The organism is Phytoamicus setariae, from assembly GCF_016722925.1.
Lineage (GTDB): Bacteria > Pseudomonadota > Alphaproteobacteria > Rhizobiales > Rhizobiaceae > Rhizobium_E > Rhizobium_E setariae.
Window position 1 is genome coordinate 312,525 of sequence record NZ_JAEQNC010000002.1, and the last position, 17,847, is coordinate 330,371.

The following is a 17,847-nucleotide window of genomic DNA, read 5'->3' on the forward strand; positions in this document are numbered from 1 at the left end:
AATATGGCATTGCAGTCCATGACGGGATTTGCTCGGTTGGACGGCCAGAGTGGCCGTTACCAGTGGGCGTGGGAACTACGTTCGGTCAATGGCAAGGGGCTGGACATTCGCCTTCGATTTCCGAATGGCTTCGAACGCCTTGAAGTCGAGTGCCGGAAAATCATGTCGTCACACTTTGCGCGCGGCAATGTTCAGGCATCGCTGACGGTCAGTTCTGTGGAAAGCAGGGTTCAGGCAGAGATCAACCAGCCAGCGCTCGATGCCGTGCTGGCGCTTCGGGATCAACTGGCTGGCATCATCGATCCGTCGCCGATCCGTCTTGATACTTTGCTTTCCATTCGTGGCATCGTCGATTTCAAAGATATCGCAGATGACCCGGCAATGATTGCCGCCCTCGATCGCGATGTCTGTTCCGGGCTTGAGAAAGCGGCAGATGCGATGCGAGGCATGCGTGAAACGGAAGGCGCAGCCCTCGATATCGTCTTGCGCTCGCAGGTCGATGCGATCGAGAAGCTGGTCGGTTTCGTGGAAGCCGATCCATCCAGGCAGCCCGAACAGATCCGGACGCGGCTCGAAGCCCAGATTGCTTCTCTGATCGACGCGCCGGGTGGACTGGACAGGGATCGGCTGCATGCGGAAGTGGCGCTGCTTGCCACCAAGGCGGACGTCCGCGAGGAGATCGACCGGCTCAAGGCGCATCTGGCTGCGGCACGCGAGTTGCTTGCCATCGGTGGACCTGTGGGCCGCAAGCTTGATTTTCTGGCGCAAGAATTCAATCGCGAATCGAACACGATCTGTTCTAAATCCAACAGTGCGGCGGTCACTGCAGCAGGCATCGAGCTCAAGGTGGTGATCGACCAGTTCCGGGAACAGGTCCAGAATTTGGAGTAGGATATGGCGAAGCCAGGTGCAAATGCCGTGACGATTGCGCGGCGCGGTTTGATGCTGGTTATCTCCTCGCCATCCGGCGCGGGCAAATCGACGATCGCCCGCAACATTCTCGAAGCCCAGATCGGCATGAAGCTGTCGGTCAGTGTGACGACGCGCCAGCGGCGCGCCAGCGAGATCGAGGGCGTGCACTATCACTTCGTGTCGCACAAGGAATTCGAGCGGCTGAAGTCGAGTGATGCCCTGCTCGAATGGGCCGAAGTGCATGGCAATTTCTATGGCACGCCGCGCGAGGCCGCCGAGGTCGCAATGGCCCAAGGCCAGGACATGTTGTTCGACATCGACTGGCAGGGCGCCCAGCAGCTTCAGGACAAGATGCCGGCTGACGTCGTCTCGATCTTCATTCTGCCGCCGACGATGGAAGAACTTCAGTCGCGGCTGAACCGCAGGGCCGAGGATTCGGCCGAAGTGATTGCCACGAGGCTAGCCAATGCGCGCGCCGAGATCGAGCACTGGCGCGAATACGACTACGTCGTGGTCAACGATGATCTCGATCGCGCCTACAGCTCTGTGCGCGCCATCGTCGAAGCCGAACGGCTCCGCCGCGATCGCCGGCACGGTTTGTTTGATTTCGTCAACACGCTGGTAAGCTGAGCGACACGCAGAGCTGAACGATGAATACCCGGCCAAGGTACGCTCGAAGCGCAGGGGCACTTCACCGTAGTGCACCTTGCTGCGATGTCATTGCGGCATGCGAGCATCGTGCCCTTCAGCGCTAGAGAATGAAATCGTGCGCGTCAAGTTTCTCAAGTCCCGTGAGCTTGATCAGGAACTCACTTGCCTTGTCTTTGTCGGTATCGAAATAGATCATCGTGTAGTCATTAGACGATCCGGCGTTGTTAAATTTCTGAAATCTGATTTCGCCGTGAGTCGATGTGGAAATCGCGCCGGTCCCGCGCCAAATAAATGCGTTCTCGCCCCCGCGGATGACGCTGGCATCAATTTCATGTACGTCGATTTCATCGAAACGGTGCTTGAAGTCGGTGATTATGTCCGCTGTTGATGCCTTGTTGCCGGAATCAAGCTGCGACGTGAAGCGGAACTCATCATTGTCTTCGCCACCTGACATCGTGTCCTTTCCGGAACCTCCAAGCATGATGTCTTGACCCGAGTCACCGTACAAACTGTCGAGCCCGACGTCCCCCGAGACGAAATCATTTCCGGAACCTCCATCGATGAATTCATTTCCCGAACCTCCATTGATGGTATCGTCACCATCGTCTCCATTCAGTTGATCGTCGCCGCCCCCGCCGTTAATCAGATCGTCGCCGCCCATGCCGTCAAAAATGTCCATATAATCGGAGAGATTTACGTCGTCATCACCGGCCAACGCAGCACGTATCAAGTCATGCTCGTCGAAAGTGTTTGGGGTTAGAAGCGCAGCCTCGAGGTCGATCGCCGATATCTCAACGTTGCCCATCGACCACACGATCTCATCAAAACTCAACGTACTATCCGTTGCAACTGATACGATAAGTGAAACGGTGCCGCCAGTTTCCCACAGACCAGTGCCGAAAGTCATGTTTCCATAATATCGCAAGCCAAGATAGGAAGATCCATCATTAGCAAATATGTCTGCTTTGTCTTCGTAGGTTATGCCGTCAATTATGTCGTTGCTGCTTTCTTTTACTGATCTGCTATAGAAATTATCAACAAGCCAACTCATATCAATACTTTGCAAGTCGAAAGATTTGTACGCGTTGAATGTCGCCATATTCACGTCTCCCATGAAAATGCGTCGCGTATTCACAATAAAGCTTAAAATTTTATTGAGTCAACTAGAGATTGATTCGGCTGAGGTTGCCGACGGAACGTTTTAAGGTGCCGCATAAGCCATCCAAGTCATGATGGGAAAAATCCGGTTCGGTATTGCCGTAGCGACGGCAACGATTTTGATGGTGGGCTCTCTGCTGCGCGCCGGCTGCTTTGCAGCGACTGGCGCCCGGCTGTCGACCTTTAGCGCAACTTCTTCATGCTGGCTCTTCCAATCCCGGAGACCATCCAGCTACCCAGTTCCAGTTCGCTGGGTCTTGTCGCACGTCATATTAGCGCAGCGCGATGCTTGACAGAAAAAGGACCGGGCATGTAGCGTGATGGGGTCACGCGGTACCTTACGCAAGGTTGCAGGACAAAACGCCTAAGGAAACGACTGTTGAATTAGGGAGTGAACGGCAATGAGCGATCTTGTTTTCATCGCATTTCCCAGTGAACAGAAGGCCGAAGAAGTTCGTCAAAAGGTCCTCGGTCTCCAACGAGAGTACCTGATTGAACTCGAGGACGCGGTGGTCGTCGTCAAGGACGAAAACGGCCGCGTCAAACTCAACCAACTTCTCAATCCAACCGCGACGGGCGCTGTTTCCGGTGCCCTGTGGGGAACTCTCATCGGGTTCATCTTCCTGATGCCACTTGTCGGTACCGCCCTTGGCGCCGCATCGGGCGCACTCGGCGGCAAGCTTACGGACTACGGCATCAACGACGCGTTCATGAAGGATGCCGCAAGCGCCCTGCAGCCGGGTATGGGCGGCCTCTTCCTGCTGATCCGCAAGATGACGGCTGACAAGGTTCTCGCCGACCTCGAAGGTATCGGAGGCACGGTCGTGCGCACATCGCTTGACGGCAAAGCCGAGGCTGCTCTTCGGGAGGCCATTGCGGGCCAGGTGGCAAGCGGCACGGATGATAAAGCTGCCACCCAACCGTGAATATCTGATCGGCAAGTTGCCGTGATCAAGCTGAACCCGATAGGCGCCCTGTCAACTTTCGGATTGAGCCCTATCCTGAACGATGAAATCGCCGAACGGCCACCGTCAAAGGCGGGCCGAACGTTTCCGAGACCGCTTTGGTCACCTACTGCATCGTGCACCGGGAGAGGATTGATGGCATTTGCGTCGAACAACCAAAACAATGAGCCCGCGACCCGAGCGGTCAGCAACATGGCGGAAGGTTTTGGGCGGAGTAGTAGCGGATATGCTGCCTTTGGGTGGCCAGTATTGCGAGGCTTGCTCGCCTTGGTGGCGGCGCTCATCTTCCTGCCGCTTGTGACCGCCTGCAGCGAAAAAGCCGAAGATAAACCCAAGGTTGAAATGCCGCCGTTATCTGTGGGCGTTGTGGAAGTTGCCGCTCGGCCAACCAATCCCGGCAAGACTTTCGTGGGACGCGTCGAAGCGATCGACAATGTAAACCTGATGGCACGTGTCGATGGTTTCCTCACCCGGCGCGAGTTTACCGAGGGCCAGATGGTCAAGGCGGGTGACCTGTTGTTCGTCATCCAGAAGGACGTCTACGAGGCATCCGTTGTTTCGGCTCAGGCGAACCTGGAAAAAGCACAGGCTGACGCCAACAATCAGACAATCCAGGCCAATCGTGCGCGACTGCTGATCAAGACGGACGCCGTTTCTCGCGAGCTGCTGGACGATCGCATTGCTGCCGAGAAACAGGGCATGGCAACCGTCGCTCAGGCAAAGGCTGCTCTCGATCAGGCAAAGATCAACCTGGGCTACACCGACATTCACGCGCCTTTCGACGGCCGTATCGGAATAACCAACTTCAGCATCGGGGCCCTCGTCGGCCCGAGCAGCGGATCCCTGGCGACGATCGTCAGCCAGGATCCGATTTATGTGACCTTTCCTGTGAGCGATAGAACAATACTGGAATTCACCCACGGCGATCGTGCCAGCGCGACCACCAAAAACATTGCCATCCACCTCAAGCTTGGCAACAACATGGCCTATCCCCAAACCGGCACGATCGAGTTCACAGGTATCAAAGTCGATCCCAACACCGACACGGTGACTATCCGGGCGAAGTTTCCCAATCCGAAGAATACGTTGCTTGACGGTCAGTTCGTCCAGGTGTTCGCTGAAAGCAAGGCGCCGGTCGAAGCCTTGGTGGTCCCGCAGAAGGCAGTCCTGACGGATCAGAGCGGCAACTATGTCATGGTGGTCGAGGCAGGCAACAAAGTTGCTCAGCGCCCGATCACACAAGGACAAACGGTCGGCAGCGACGTCGTCGTTCAATCCGGTCTCAAAAAGGGTGACGTCGTCATCAGTGACGGCCTCCAACGTATCCGCCCCGGCCAGGTGGTGGATCCGGAGCCTGTTGGCGTAAGCGTCCCCGCAGGTGGCGCAGTTTCACCTGTGGGGGATTAACGGATGCTGTCGTCCATCTTCGTCGATAGACCTCGCTTCGCTATCGTGATTGCGATCGTCATTACCCTTGCCGGTATGATCGCGCTTACGACCATACCCGTCGCACAATTCCCCGACATCGTGCCGCCGCAAGTGTCGGTGACGGCACGCTATCCGGGAGCCAACGCCGCAGTTGTCGAAGCCAGCCTCGCCCAGCCGATCGAGGCTCAGGTCAATGGCGTGGATGACATGCTCTATATGAGCTCAACCAGCGGCAACGACGGCTCCTACACGCTGACAGTCACTTTTGCTGTTGGCACAGACCCTAATCTGAACACCGTCAACGTGCAGAACCGGGTTAGTCTCGCAGAAGCGAGCCTGCCGGAGGAGGTGACGCGGCTTGGTGTTACCGTGCAGAAGCAATCGTCGGCCTTCCTCCAGATCGTCACGCTCTATTCCCCTGATGGCAGCTACGACGAGCTTTACCTCAACAATTATGGCATCATCAATGTCGTGGACAGGCTCGCTCGTGTCTCCGGCGTCGGCAAGGCTCAGACCTTCGGCACACTGAACTACAGCATGCGCATCTGGTACCAGACCGATGCCCTCAGCAGTTTCGGACTGACGCCCGATGATATCATCAGTGCTGTCAGCAGCCAGAATGTGCAGGCCGCCGTCGGTCGCCTCGGCGCGCCACCGATGACGGATCAACAGCAGATCCAGCTCAATCTGACGACCCAGGGACGTTTGACCGATATCAAGGAGTTCGAGCAGATCATCGTGCGCGCCAACCCCGATGGCTCGCTTGTACGGCTGGTCGATGTAGCGCGCGTCGAGCTTGCGGCGCAGTCTTACGACAGCATCGGGCGGCTGAACGGCAAGCCGGCTTCTGTCATCGCCGTTTACCAAGCACCCGGCTCCAACGCCGTGGCCGCTGCCGCCGGCGTTCGCGCCGCAATGGAAGCGCTGAAGCCGAATTTTCCCGCCGGCCTCGACTACAAGATTACCTATGACACCACTGTTTTCGTCTCCTCGACGATCCATGAAGTGATCAAGACGCTTTTCGAGGCCTTCATCCTGGTCGTGGTCGTGGTTTTTATCTTCCTCGGCAGCATCCGGGCCACGCTGATACCGACGATCGCCGTGCCGGTGTCGTTGATAGGGACCTTCGCAGTGCTGCTGGTGGCCGGTTTGTCAGCCAACACGATTTCGTTGTTTGCCATGATTCTGGCCATTGGCATCGTCGTCGACGATGCGATCGTCGTTGTCGAGAACGTCGAACGCGTTATGGCCGAGACAGGTCTGCCTCCCAAGGAGGCGACCAAGCAGGCGATGCGAGAAATCACTGCGCCCATCGTGGCCATCACATTGGTCCTGCTTTCGGTGTTTGTGCCGGTCGGGTTCATACCCGGTATTACCGGCGCGCTGTATGCCCAGTTTGCTGTAACCGTTTCGGTCGCCATGGTGATTTCGGCCATCAATGCACTGACATTGAGCCCGGCGCTCTGCGCCGTATTGCTCAAGCAGTCGCACGGCCCCAGTCCGGGTCTCTATGGCCGTGCGCTCAGCAAACTGTCGCATAGCATCGAAAAGGTCAGCGACGGTTATGCCTTCGTGGTACGCCGCCTGGTCCGTGTCGCCTTCCTGTCTATATTGCTGGTCGCGCTGTTCGGAGGCACGGCTTATTATCTGAACACAGTTACCCCGACGGGATTCCTGCCGGAAGAAGATCAGGGTCTGTTCTTTGCACAAGTGAACTTGCCCGCTGCGGCCTCGCAGAGCCGCACTTCGGCCGTCGTCTCCAAGATCGAGGACATTGCAAAAAGCATCCCCGGTGTCGCCGACGTTACCAGCGTGACTGGGTTCAGCTTCATCGATGGATTGGCCGAATCGAATGCCGGCCTGCTGATTATCGCGCTGAAGCCTTTCGACGAGCGGGTGAAGGAGAAGATCACGGCTTTCGATGTGATGGGTGAAATGAACCGGCGAACAGCCAGCATCCGCGATGGCGTGGTGATCACCTTGAATCTGCCGCCGATCATCGGCCTGGGATCCTCGGGCGGATTCCAATATCAGTTGGAGGATCAGCAAGGGCGTTCGCCCCAGGAACTGGCATCGGTCGCGCGCGCGATGGTCATTGCCGCCAATCAGCATCCGAAGCTGTCGCGCGTGTTCACAACCTTTGCGACCGACACGCCACAGCTTTTTCTGAAGCTCGATCGCAACAAGGCATTGAGCCTGGGCGTGTCTCCGATCACGGTATTCAATGCCTTGCAATCGACGCTAGGTGGGTATTTCGTGAACAATTTCAATTCGTTGGGAAGGACATGGCAGGTTATCGTTCAAGGTGAGCAACAAGACAGGAAGACCATCGAGGATATTTATCGCATCTTCGTGCGCTCAACACATGGGGATATGGTGCCGTTGAGATCGCTGATCGATGTCGAGCAGCAACTCGGACCGTTGTTCATTACCCGCTACAACAACTATCGAAGCGCCAGCATCAGTGGCAACGCGGCCCCCGGCATAAGCTCCGGTGAGGCGCTGGCTACAATGGCGGAATTGTCAAAAGCCACTTTGCCACGCGGATACGGATACGAGTGGACAGGGACGGCGCTGCAGGAACTGCAGGCTTCCGGGCAGACCGGGATCATTCTGGGGCTGGCGGTATTGTTCGCCTATCTGTTCTTGGTCGCCCTATATGAAAGCTGGACAATCCCGGTCGGGGTGCTGCTGGCAGTCACGGCTGGTATTGTCGGCGCCCTTGTGTGCCTGTGGTGGACGGGACTGGCAAACGACATCTACGCCCAGATCGGTATCGTGGTGCTGATTGCGCTCGCCAGCAAGAACGGCATCCTGATCGTTGAGTTCGCCAAAGAGCGGCGAGAGCAAGGCATGCCACTTACGGAGGCCGCCATCGTTGGCGCCCGCCAGCGGTTCCGTCCCGTGTTGATGACAAGCTTCGCCTTCATTCTCGGTCTGGTTCCGCTTGTCGTTGCTGTCGGTGCGGCAGCTGCGAGCCGGCGCGCGGTCGGAACCTCGGTGTTCGGCGGAATGATAGCCGCTTCCGCGATCGGCGTTTTCCTCATACCGATGCTCTATGTGGTCATGGAACGGCTACGTGAGTGGGCGCATGCCAGAATCCTCGGCCAGCCACTTTACACCGAAGACGACAAACCCGTGCCCGAACAGGATAGCGCAGACGCCACGACGCTGCTGCCCGAACCCGACAAGCTTTGATCCGGATTTGGCAAGCAAGGGAGCGAGCGCCTGTAAACGCCCATGCCGCCAAAACAGAAATACCGGGAAATCGTCCTCGATTCCGCTTGCCAGCAGTGAATTCACTTAATAGGCTGTTAAGTGAACGGGGATGACGCGTTTGAACAACGCCGGTATAGCCGATAGACGCGAAGACGAGGCGCATAAATCCTCGGAGATCGGACAGCGGATCAAGGCTTTCCGGACCACTCGACGTTTGACGCTCCGTCAGTTGGCGGACATGACCGGCACCACTGCCAGCTTCATTAGCCAGCTCGAGCGGGGCTTGAGCGGCGTCAACACGAACACGCTTATGCGTATCGCCAACGCACTGGCGATCGGTATCGCGGATCTTTTCGAAGACCGAAAGGTTTCTCTGCATCAGGTGATCAGGAGGGCGGACCGTCCGGCTCTGCCGCCGAGTGTGGGCTATCGCAAGACGATCCTGTCCAGCCGTCCGATCCGCGAGTTCGAGGTTTATGGCGGCGAGTTCGGCCCGGGCGAGTCGACCGGCAAGGATGCCTATGTTCACGGCGGCACCAACGAGATGTTTGTCGTGCTGCGCGGCGAAGTGGAACTGACGCTTGGATCTGAGCAGTTCGTCCTGCGCGAAGGCGATAGTATCGAATATTCGACAACCACCCCGCACAAGACCAGGAACGTCGGGCCAGAACGCGCCGAAGTGCTGTGGATCATCTCGCCGCCGACCAGCGGCGTTGTCGAACTCGACCAGTATATCCCCCGGAAACTGCTCGCGGCCGGGGAGGGAAAAGACAGCGAGTCTCATAATTAAATCAAATAACAAAGGGAACCAAATCATGATGGGAAATATCCGGTTCGGCGTTGCCGCGGCAGTGGCAACGATTTTGATGGCAAGCTCGGCACTGGCGCAGGACAAGCCTGTCGCCGGTGACGTTGCGGAAGGCTCGCTGAAGGGCAAGACGCTGACGTTCGTCTCCTACGGCGGCATCTATCAGGACGGCCAGGTGGCGGCGCTCAAGGAGTTCGTCGACAAATCCGGCGTGACGCTGCTCAACGACGGCCCAACGGAAATCGCCAAGCTGCAGGCACAGGTCGAATCCGGCAATGTGACCTGGGACGTGGTCGATACCGCCGACCTTCCGCCTTACGTGCATTGCGGCACGCTGTTCCAGAAACTCGATTTCAGCAAGCTCGACATCTCCAAGATTCCGCCCAACCAAGTGGGGGAATGCAGCGTGCCGGCCATGAATTACGGCGTCGTGCTGATGTACAAGAACGACACCTACAAGGACAACCCGCCGAAGAACTGGAAGGATTTCTTCGACACGGAGAAGTTTCCGGGCGTCCGCGCTATTGATGGCAGCGGCGATCCGATCGGCGGCCTGATCGAACAGGGAATTCTCGCCGACGGCGGCTCGGTCGAGAACATGAAACCCGAAGACATCGATCGTGGCATCGCCAAGATCAAGGCGCTGGGTCCCGATACGATCTACTGGAAGACCGGTGCAGAATCCCAGCAGCTGGCGGAGTCCGGCGAGGCCGACATGGTGATCATGTGGACTGGCCGCGCCATGACCGCTGTCAAGAATGGCGCTGCCTATACGCCGGTCTGGCAGGATTGGATGGTGGTGATGGACCAGATGACCATCCCGGTCGGTGTCAAGGATACGGATGCCGCTTACGCCCTGCTGAACGCTTATCTCGGGAAGAAATCGCAGGAAATTCTGGCGCAGAAGACGTCCTACACGCCGATCAATCTGGATTCAAAGCCCGAGGTTGACGAAGTGACGAAGGCCTTCCTCACTAACACACCGGAGCGGATCAAGCAGGGCTACCAGCAGAACATCAAGTTCTGGGTCGCCAACTTCCCCGCCGCCGCTGAGAAGTGGTCCGCCCTTATGGCCGGCAACTAAGCCCGGGACGGCGGCAGATGTCCGTGAACGGTCTCTCGGAGAACCAGCAAGACGGGGTCGGCGCCAAGCCGGCCCCGGCACCCGGCGCCAACGCAACAGCGGCGCTGTGGCGGTTGTTTATGCGGCAGTCCGTGTGGCTGGCCGTGCCAGCCCTGTTGCTGTTGTTTGCCGTCATGGGGTATCCGCTTCTGATCATCGTGCTGCGCAGTTTTGAAGATCCGCAATGGGGATTTCAGAACTACGTCTGGTTCTTCAGTACGCCGGTCAATCTGACGGTGCTGCAACGGACATTTACGATTTCCGCCTGGGTGACGGTCGTCTGTGTCATCTGCGCCTATCCCTACGCCTATGCGATGACCGCCGTCGGCCCGCGGCTTCGCCTCATTCTCATTTTGTGCGTGCTGGTGCCGTTCTGGGTCAGCGGTGTCGTGCGCACGCTCGCCTGGGTGGTCCTGCTGCAGGATTCGGGCGTCATCAACACGATACTGAAGGCGCTCGGCTTCTCTTCCGTGAAGCTCATCCGTACCCAGACAGGGGTCGTTATAGGCATGGCGCAGGTGCTGATGCCGTTCATGATCCTGCCGCTCTATTCCGTGATGAAGGGCATCGACCTGCGCCTGCTGCAGGCGGCCCGCAGCCTTGGAGCCCGGCCCGGCAAGGCGTTCTTCGATGTCTATTTGCCGCTGTCGCTGCCGGGCGTCTATGCCGGGGCCATCATCGTCTTCATCCTGTCGCTTGGCTTCTATATCACGCCTGCGCTTCTCGGCGGACCGCGCAGTACCATGCTTTCCACATTGGTACAGACCCAGGTGCTCAGTCTGCTCAATTGGGGCAGGGGCGGCGCCATGGGCGTCGTGCTGCTGGTGTCGACATTCATCTTGCTGGCGCTCGCCGCACCGCTGATGCGCCAGCGCTACAAGAAGGCTGCGAGATCCTGATGCCGATGGCGCTTCCCACCCGTATCCTGCTCGGTCTGATTTGCCTGCTGGTGGCCGTCTGGCTTCTTGCGCCGACTTTGGTAATCATCCCGATTTCCTTCAACGAAAAGAAGTCTCTGGCCTTTCCGCCGTCCGGCTTTTCCTGGCAATGGTACCAGAATTTCTTTTCCAACCCCGAATGGTCGACAAGCTTTTTCAACTCCCTCAGGGTCGCGGCCCTGGTGGCGGTGCTCGCCACCGTGCTCGGTACGCTGGCGGCCTTCGGTCTCGACCGGATGAAGAGTTCGGCAAGCGGGCTGTTGCGGGCCTTGCTGATCACGCCGATGGTCATTCCAGGTGTCGTGCTGGCAATCGGCATCTATGCCGTCTATCTCGACACGAAGCTTGTCGGCACGGTGACGGGCTTCGTTCTGGCACATACGATGCTTGCCATTCCCTTCGTGCTGATCGCCGTGTCGGCCAGTCTCGAAGTGTTCGACAAGCGGCTGGAGACGGCGGCCGCCAGCCTCGGCGCAAACCGGCTGACGACGTTTCGGACGATCACGTTGCCGCTCATCGCGCCGGGCCTGCTTTCGGGTCTGCTGTTCGCCTTCGTGACGTCTTTCGACGAGATCATCGTGGCGTTGTTCATCACCAGCCCCTATCTCAAGACGCTGCCCGTGCAGATCTTCACCAGCATCACCCGGGATGCTGATCCGACGGTCGCTGCCGTCGGCACCATCCTTTTTATTGCGACAACGCTTCTGATCACCGTCGGGCTCCTTATCGGTGCGCGGCAGAAGAGGACCTGACATGGCACCCACCAGCGGACGCGGCGCTGCAATCGATATCGACAGGGCGACCAAGCGCTACGGCAGCTTCGTCGCGCTCGATGGCGTCAACCTGCATATCGAGCCCGGCGAATTCATGACGTTGCTTGGCCCAAGCGGGTCCGGCAAGACGACGACCTTGAACATGATCGCAGGGTTTACCGAAATCTCCTCCGGCGAGTTGCGCATCGGGGGGCAAAGCGTCGTCGGCCTGCCGGCCCACAAGCGTAATATCGGTGTGGTTTTCCAGCATTATGCGCTGTTTCCACACATGACTGTCGGCAAGAACGTCGCCTATCCGCTGACGCTGCGTGGTTTGGAAAAGGCAGAGCGCGACAGCCGCGTTGCCCGCGCCCTCGATATGGTCAAGATGGCCGATTTCGCCCATCGTTACCCGAGCGAATTGTCGGGTGGCCAACAGCAGCGCGTGGCGCTTGCGCGTGCCATCGTGTTCGATCCGCCGTTGCTCTTGATGGACGAACCGCTCGGCGCGCTCGACAAGAAGCTGCGTGAATGGCTGCAACTGGAGATCAAACGCATCCATCGCGAACTCGGGACCACGTTCGTCTACGTTACCCACGACCAGGAGGAGGCGCTGGTTCTTTCCGACCGCATCGCCGTCTTCAACCAGGGGCGCATCGAACAGATTGGCACCGGTCGGCGTCTTTATGACGAACCAGAGACGCTGTTTGTCGGCCGGTTCATCGGCGACTCGACGATCCTGCGCGGCACCTCCGAGACTTCGGGACAAGAAACCGCCTTGAACATAGGCGGTGACACGATCGTTGCGCCCAAGCGCCTGGGCGGCGAGGGCAAGCCGGTGATGCTGTTGCGGCCGGAAAAGCTGCTGTTGCGCAAGCCCGGCACTGCGGTGCCATCTGGCAACAACCGGTTGCGCGGTCGCGTCAACGAGGCGATCTATCTCGGCTCCGGCTCGAAATACGAGGTGACCTTGAAGGACGGATCGGCAGCGATCATCCGGAGTTCTCTTGAAGAACCTGGATTTTCGATCGGCGAGGAGGTGGATGTCACCTTTTCAGCCCATGACATCAAGCTGTTGGCCGATGACGGTCGCGCCGACATCAATCTTACCTGAACTCATCTCAGCATATGGAATTCGACAATGAATGCGGCAACGAACGGAAACGTCTCCTTCTGGTATGCAGATATCGGAGGGACACCAGGCTATCGGCCGCCCTTGCCCGGCGACAGGGATGCCGACGTCTGCATCGTCGGTGCCGGCTATACCGGACTGTGGACCGCCTACTACCTGAAAAAGGCCGATCCATCGATCCGCATTGCCATGGTCGAGAAGGAATTCGCCGGGTTCGGCGCATCCGGCCGCAACGGCGGCTGGCTTTCGGGCGGCTTCAGCTGGTCGCGTGAAAAATATCTGAAGTCGTCGTCCCGCGGTGCGGTCATTGCGATGGAAAAAGCCATGGCCGGCACCGTCGACGAAGTAATCGCAGTGACTGAGGCCGAGGGGATCGATGCAGACATCGTTCGTGCCGGCAATCTGCAGGTGGCAACCAACAAGCCCCAGCTAGACCGCTTGCGGGAATACTACAAAGAGTTCAGCGCCTGGGACAATTCCGACCGTGTCGACTTTCTGAGCGCCGAGGAAGCAAGGCAGCGGATCGCCATCCACAATGTGCAGGGCGGCGTCGTCAAGCATGGAGCGGCCCGGGTGCAGCCGGCAAAGCTTGTGCGCGGCCTTGCGGCTACCGTGGAACGTCTTGGCGTTCCGATCTATGAACAGACAACCGTGCTCGGCATCGAGAAGGGCAGGGTGACGACCAATCGCGGCGTCATCCGGGCGCCGATCATCATCCGCGCCACCGAAGGGTTCACTGCCGGCATCCCCGGCCACAAGCGCCTCTGGCTGCCGTTGAACAGCGCTCTGATCGTCACGGAGCCGCTTTCGGATGCGCTCTGGAAGGATATCGGCTGGCAAGGGCGCGAGTTGCTGGGCGATATGGCACATGCCTATTGCTACGCACAGCGCACCCGCGAAGGCCGGATCGCCATGGGTGGCCGCGGCGTTCCCTACCGTTTCGGATCGCAGACGGATGTTCGTGGCCAGACCCAGGCGGCGACGATCGCGCAGTTGCAAGCGATCCTGACGCGCCTCTTGCCGCAGACCAAGGGCGTGCGGATCGACCATGCCTGGTGCGGCGTGCTTGGCGTGCCGCGCGACTGGTGCACCACGGCTGGCCTGGACAGGCAAACAGGCATCGGCTGGGCCGGCGGCTATGTCGGGCTCGGCGTTTCCAGTTCCAATCTGTCCGGCCGCACATTGCGCGATCTCGTCCTCGGAAATGAGACCGAACTGACGCGGCTGCCCTGGGTCAATCGATCGGTGCGCAAATGGGAACCGGAACCAATGCGCTGGCTGGGTGTCCATTCGATGTACCAGCTCTATCGCATTGCCGATGAACGCGAAGAAGCGGGTTTGCCACAAACTTCGAAACTGGCCGCCCTTGCCGACCGCCTGACCGGTCACTAATGTCGGCGTCCACATCTAGTATTTCCTTAAATAAATCAGAGATATGTCCATGATCAATTTCCAGACCTTCGCTCACCTCGCCACCATCGATCTCGGCGAAGCGCTCCCCAAGGCCACGTCTATCGAGGGCGACCAGAGGGAAGCCAGCCACACACTTTGGACGTCGGACGACGGCCTCGTCGAGGTCGGCGTGTGGGAATGCACGCCCGGCCGTTTCACCGCCGCGCGTGAAACGAATTCCGAAATTTGCCACATCGTTTCCGGCCGCGTTTCGCTGCACAACAGCGACGGCACCACGAAAGAAGTTGGCCCCGGAGAAGTTCTCGTCCTGCCCATCGGCTGGAAGGGCGAATGGACGATCCACGAGAAAACCCGGAAGCTGTATTTCATGCAGTTCAAGGGCTGAGCGCACAATCGGGCCTGTCGGGAGCTTCATCCCCGACAGGCTTTCCATGCTGATGGCAAGGCACCGCCAGCATCTGCTGTCGCTCACGATATTGGGTTATGATCAGGGTAACAGGTTGGCGAGCCGGACGAATTCCTCGACCGAAAGCGTTTCGGCACGGCGTTTCGGGTCGATGCCTGCTTTTTCCAGCAGGACCTCGCCGCCGACAGGCTTGAGGCTTTGCCGCAACATCTTCCGGCGTTGGCCGAATGCGGCAGCCGTGATCCGCTCCAGCTTGCCGAGGTCGCAGGGCAGGGGATTGGCACGGGGTTCCAGATGGACCACCGTCGATGTGACTTTGGGAGGCGGGGTGAAGGCTTGCGGCGGCAGGTCGAACATCATGTCGCAATGGGTCAGCCAGCCGCAAAGAACTCCCAGCCGTCCATAATGATCGTCATCGGCTTCGGCAACGATCCGTTCGCCGACCTCCTTCTGGAACATCAGCGTCAGCGATTGCCAGAACGGCGGCCATGGTATGGTCAGCCAGTTGACCAGCAATTGCGTCCCGATGTTGTAGGGCAGATTGGCGACGATCTTGACCGGTTCGCCCGCTGGCGCCAGCGTGGAGAAGTCAATCGCCAGCGCGTCACCCTCGATGACCATCAGGCGTCCCGGATAATGAGCCGAAATTTCCGCGAGCGCAGGCAGGCAGCGCGGATCGCGCTCGATGGCGATCACTTTTTTGGCGCCGAGGGCCAGCAATGCGCGCGTCAGCCCGCCGGGCCCGGGGCCAACCTCGATGACGGTCGCATCGTCCAGCTTGCCGGCATTGCGGGCAACCTTCTGGGTGATGTTGAGATCGAGCAGAAAATTCTGACCAAGCGATTTCTTCGCATCCAGGCCGTGACGCGCAATCACCTCGCGAAGCGGCGGCAGACCATCAAGCGCGGCCATTTTGATCTCCTGCGCGCGCCATGGCGTCGGCCATCTTCAGGGCGGCTATCAGACTGGTCGGCTTCGCCTTGCCCGTACCCGCCAGTGAAAAAGCCGTGCCGTGATCCGGCGAGGTGCGGATGAAGGGCAAACCGAGCGTGACATTGACACCGTCGTCGAAGCCGAGCGCCTTGGCCGGTATCAGTGCCTGGTCGTGGTACATGCAGACGGCGACATCGTAGGTCTGTCGCGCTGCTTCATGAAACATCGTGTCTGCGGGCAACGGGCCGAATGCATCGATGCCGTCGGCCCTCAATCGCGCTATTGCAGGTGCAATCATCGCGGAATCCTCGTGCCCGAGTGCGCCGTCTTCGCCCGCGTGCGGGTTGAGTCCGGAAACCGCTATTCTCGGGCTTGCGATGCCAAATCGCACCGAAAGATCATGCGCGGCGATCCTGCAAGTTTGATAGATAAGGTCTTCGCTCAATGCGCCTGGCACTTCGCTGAGCGGGATATGAATGGTGACCGGAATGGTGCGCAGCAACGGGCTCGCAATCATCATGACAGGCAGGATGGCGGGCGAGCCGAACGCTTTGGCAGCAAGGTCGGCGAGAAACTCGGTATGCCCGGGGAACTTGAAGCCGGCTTCGTAGAGAACGGATTTGGCGATCGGGTTGGTCACGACGGCAGACGTCTTGCCGGCGACGGTCAATTCGACTGCGTGCTCGATCGCGGCGATCGTGCCGATGGCCGAGCCGGCCCCCGGCTTTCCAACTTCGACTGGAGAACCGGCAGAAATCCGGGTGAACGGCAGGCTGTCGGCAAATGCTGCAGCACAGCGTTCGGCGTCGGATTCAGTGGTGGATACCTCGATCCCCAACATGCGCGCGCGCGCAGTGAGTACATCCGGATCGCCAATGTAGAGGAACGGCGGTATGAACTGCGTGGTTCTGGCAGCCCAAGCCATCAAGGCAATATCAGGGCCGATGCCGGCGGGGTCGCCCTGGGACAATGCAAGCGGTGGAAAGGCGTCTGCCACCATGATCAGCGGAGGTCGATCTGGGCACGCTTGCGCAGTATTTCCAGATACTTCTTGCTGTTGGGATCCTGTCCGTCCTTTTCGGCTTTCTGGAGATCCTCGGCCTGATAGACGATCTGGGCGGCAAAGTCGTCAGAGACTTCGCGCTTCTTGCAGACAGCGAGATATTCGACGCCTTTAGGGGTCACCTGGACTGCAGTGGTGCCGCCTTCGGGTGCGCTCTCGATATCCTTCTTCCAGGCATCGGGGAGCTGCGGCGCCAGCACGCGGCCAATGTTCAGGATCGACACATCATGCATTGTCGCGGCAAAAACCTTGGCCTGCTCGCAACCGGGATAGCGCTTGCGGGAGGCTTCGGCCTCGGACTTGCGCTTGCCGAGGATCTTGCCGCGCTTGGAATCCGGTACGACGAAAACCACCTGTTGCAGGAAGTATTCCGTGGTTGTCGGCTTCTTTCCGCCCTGATCCTTCAGCCGCGCGATGAAATCCGATGTGGAGAGGCCCGAACTGCCAAAGCGTGCCTGGACGGCGCGTGGCCAGCTCATCTGGACGCCGATGTAGCCCTTGAAGTGCTCGGCGCCGATGCCGGCCTGGCCGAGCAGCTTCGTCAACTGATCGGTGCTCATGTTGTTGTTCTTGGCGAAGCGCGCATATGCTCCATCGACATCATCGGTGCTGACGGAGTTGTTGGTGCGGATGATCTCCTCGCGCATCAGCACTTCGTTGACCAGTTCGTCACGTGCTAACTGTTGCAGGTTTCCCCGCGTCTGACGCAGCTTGAGAAAGTTGACGCGTTTGGCAACGTCGCCGCTCGTAAGCACGACGCCGTTGACAATCGCGCGGATCTGCGAGTTGCTGGCGGAGACGGCTGCCTGCGGCATCGCGACGGCAACCATCGCCAGCGATGCGACGGCGACGAACAGCGAACGCAAATTGGTCATCCCGGACATCATACGCGAACCTCTTAAAATCTATCCATGACGTAGCAAGTACCTAAGGCATGTGGAATTGC

Annotated in this window: 16 protein-coding genes; 12 read left to right on the forward strand and 4 right to left on the reverse strand. The window is 58.9% G+C overall.

Annotation, left to right across the window (positions count from 1 at the left end):
* Positions 1-3 precede the first annotated feature (3 nt).
* Both JJB09_RS04200 and gmk read left to right on the forward strand, forming a co-directional pair.
* Positions 4-891: a YicC/YloC family endoribonuclease gene (locus JJB09_RS04200; RefSeq protein WP_201653563.1), complete on the forward strand. Its 888-nt coding sequence runs from the start codon at positions 4-6 to the stop codon at positions 889-891.
* Between the two features lie 3 nt (positions 892-894).
* On the forward strand, positions 895-1,542 hold the full coding sequence (gene gmk, locus JJB09_RS04205) for a guanylate kinase (RefSeq protein ID WP_201653565.1): 648 nt from the start codon (positions 895-897) through the stop codon (positions 1,540-1,542).
* Positions 1,543-1,663: 121 nt separating this feature from the next.
* On the opposite strand, the gene JJB09_RS04210 is transcribed toward gmk, so the two are convergent.
* Positions 1,664-2,662, reverse strand: a complete 999-nt coding sequence (locus JJB09_RS04210; RefSeq protein WP_201653568.1) for a calcium-binding protein — start codon at positions 2,660-2,662, stop codon at positions 1,664-1,666.
* A 460-nt stretch (positions 2,663-3,122) separates the two neighbouring features.
* Here JJB09_RS04210 and JJB09_RS04215 point away from each other — a divergent pair, with 460 nt between their 5' ends.
* The 10 genes from JJB09_RS04215 (at position 3,123) to JJB09_RS04260 (ending at position 14,884) form a co-directional block, all read left to right on the forward strand.
* Positions 3,123-3,647 (forward strand): DUF1269 domain-containing protein, encoded by a 525-nt coding sequence (locus tag JJB09_RS04215; RefSeq protein WP_201653572.1) that lies wholly within the window; start codon positions 3,123-3,125, stop codon positions 3,645-3,647.
* A 174-nt stretch (positions 3,648-3,821) separates the two neighbouring features.
* Positions 3,822-5,093 carry an efflux RND transporter periplasmic adaptor subunit gene (locus JJB09_RS04220; protein WP_281431814.1) on the forward strand — a complete coding sequence of 424 codons (1,272 nt, stop codon included), beginning with the start codon at positions 3,822-3,824 and terminating at the stop codon, positions 5,091-5,093.
* Positions 5,094-5,096: 3 nt separating this feature from the next.
* Entirely contained in the window at positions 5,097-8,312 is a 3,216-nt protein-coding gene (locus JJB09_RS04225; RefSeq protein WP_201653575.1) for an efflux RND transporter permease subunit, read from the forward strand.
* A gap of 130 nt (positions 8,313-8,442) precedes the next feature.
* Positions 8,443-9,123, forward strand: a complete 681-nt coding sequence (locus JJB09_RS04230; RefSeq protein ID WP_201653578.1) for a helix-turn-helix domain-containing protein — start codon at positions 8,443-8,445, stop codon at positions 9,121-9,123.
* Between the two features lie 28 nt (positions 9,124-9,151).
* On the forward strand, positions 9,152-10,225 hold the full coding sequence (locus JJB09_RS04235) for an extracellular solute-binding protein (protein WP_201654179.1): 1,074 nt from the start codon (positions 9,152-9,154) through the stop codon (positions 10,223-10,225).
* A 119-nt stretch (positions 10,226-10,344) separates the two neighbouring features.
* Positions 10,345-11,163: an ABC transporter permease gene (locus JJB09_RS04240; RefSeq protein WP_201654182.1), complete on the forward strand. Its 819-nt coding sequence runs from the start codon at positions 10,345-10,347 to the stop codon at positions 11,161-11,163.
* A complete protein-coding gene (locus JJB09_RS04245) occupies positions 11,163-11,954 on the forward strand; it encodes an ABC transporter permease (RefSeq protein ID WP_425523679.1) in 792 nt (263 codons plus the stop codon). The genes JJB09_RS04240 and JJB09_RS04245 overlap by 1 nt, the downstream gene beginning before the upstream one ends.
* Position 11,955: 1 nt before the next feature.
* On the forward strand, positions 11,956-13,068 hold the full coding sequence (locus JJB09_RS04250; protein ID WP_201653581.1) for an ABC transporter ATP-binding protein: 1,113 nt from the start codon (positions 11,956-11,958) through the stop codon (positions 13,066-13,068).
* Between the two features lie 27 nt (positions 13,069-13,095).
* Entirely contained in the window at positions 13,096-14,478 is a 1,383-nt protein-coding gene (locus JJB09_RS04255) for an NAD(P)/FAD-dependent oxidoreductase (protein WP_201653584.1), read from the forward strand.
* Positions 14,479-14,527: 49 nt separating this feature from the next.
* Entirely contained in the window at positions 14,528-14,884 is a 357-nt protein-coding gene (locus JJB09_RS04260) for a cupin domain-containing protein (RefSeq protein ID WP_201653587.1), read from the forward strand.
* A gap of 102 nt (positions 14,885-14,986) precedes the next feature.
* Here the strand turns inward: JJB09_RS04260 and rsmA are convergent, their stop codons facing one another.
* From rsmA to JJB09_RS04275, 3 genes are read right to left on the reverse strand one after another with little or no spacing between them, the layout of a single operon-like run.
* Positions 14,987-15,817 (reverse strand): 16S rRNA (adenine(1518)-N(6)/adenine(1519)-N(6))-dimethyltransferase RsmA, encoded by an 831-nt coding sequence (rsmA, locus tag JJB09_RS04265; RefSeq protein ID WP_201653590.1) that lies wholly within the window; start codon positions 15,815-15,817, stop codon positions 14,987-14,989.
* The gene (pdxA, locus tag JJB09_RS04270) at positions 15,804-16,838 is read right to left on the reverse strand and encodes a 4-hydroxythreonine-4-phosphate dehydrogenase PdxA (RefSeq protein WP_201653593.1); all 1,035 of its coding nucleotides are present in this window, start codon (positions 16,836-16,838) and stop codon (positions 15,804-15,806) included. The genes rsmA and pdxA overlap by 14 nt, the downstream gene beginning before the upstream one ends.
* A gap of 2 nt (positions 16,839-16,840) precedes the next feature.
* Positions 16,841-17,788 carry a SurA N-terminal domain-containing protein gene (locus JJB09_RS04275; RefSeq protein ID WP_201653596.1) on the reverse strand — a complete coding sequence of 316 codons (948 nt, stop codon included), beginning with the start codon at positions 17,786-17,788 and terminating at the stop codon, positions 16,841-16,843.
* Positions 17,789-17,847 lie beyond the last annotated feature (59 nt).

Coding starts and splice junctions, on each gene's coding strand:
- JJB09_RS04200 (WP_201653563.1), top strand. CDS start 4: ATGGCATTGCAGTCCATGACGGGATTTGCTCGGTTGGACGGCCAGAGT.
- gmk (WP_201653565.1), top strand. CDS start 895: ATGGCGAAGCCAGGTGCAAATGCCGTGACGATTGCGCGGCGCGGTTTG.
- JJB09_RS04210 (WP_201653568.1), bottom strand. CDS start 2,662: ATGGCGACATTCAACGCGTACAAATCTTTCGACTTGCAAAGTATTGAT.
- JJB09_RS04215 (WP_201653572.1), top strand. CDS start 3,123: ATGAGCGATCTTGTTTTCATCGCATTTCCCAGTGAACAGAAGGCCGAA.
- JJB09_RS04220 (WP_281431814.1), top strand. CDS start 3,822: ATGGCATTTGCGTCGAACAACCAAAACAATGAGCCCGCGACCCGAGCG.
- JJB09_RS04225 (WP_201653575.1), top strand. CDS start 5,097: ATGCTGTCGTCCATCTTCGTCGATAGACCTCGCTTCGCTATCGTGATT.
- JJB09_RS04230 (WP_201653578.1), top strand. CDS start 8,443: ATGACGCGTTTGAACAACGCCGGTATAGCCGATAGACGCGAAGACGAG.
- JJB09_RS04235 (WP_201654179.1), top strand. CDS start 9,152: ATGGGAAATATCCGGTTCGGCGTTGCCGCGGCAGTGGCAACGATTTTG.
- JJB09_RS04240 (WP_201654182.1), top strand. CDS start 10,345: ATGCGGCAGTCCGTGTGGCTGGCCGTGCCAGCCCTGTTGCTGTTGTTT.
- JJB09_RS04245 (WP_425523679.1), top strand. CDS start 11,163: ATGCCGATGGCGCTTCCCACCCGTATCCTGCTCGGTCTGATTTGCCTG.
- JJB09_RS04250 (WP_201653581.1), top strand. CDS start 11,956: ATGGCACCCACCAGCGGACGCGGCGCTGCAATCGATATCGACAGGGCG.
- JJB09_RS04255 (WP_201653584.1), top strand. CDS start 13,096: ATGAATGCGGCAACGAACGGAAACGTCTCCTTCTGGTATGCAGATATC.
- JJB09_RS04260 (WP_201653587.1), top strand. CDS start 14,528: ATGATCAATTTCCAGACCTTCGCTCACCTCGCCACCATCGATCTCGGC.
- rsmA (WP_201653590.1), bottom strand. CDS start 15,817: ATGGCCGCGCTTGATGGTCTGCCGCCGCTTCGCGAGGTGATTGCGCGT.
- pdxA (WP_201653593.1), bottom strand. CDS start 16,838: ATGGTGGCAGACGCCTTTCCACCGCTTGCATTGTCCCAGGGCGACCCC.
- JJB09_RS04275 (WP_201653596.1), bottom strand. CDS start 17,788: ATGATGTCCGGGATGACCAATTTGCGTTCGCTGTTCGTCGCCGTCGCA.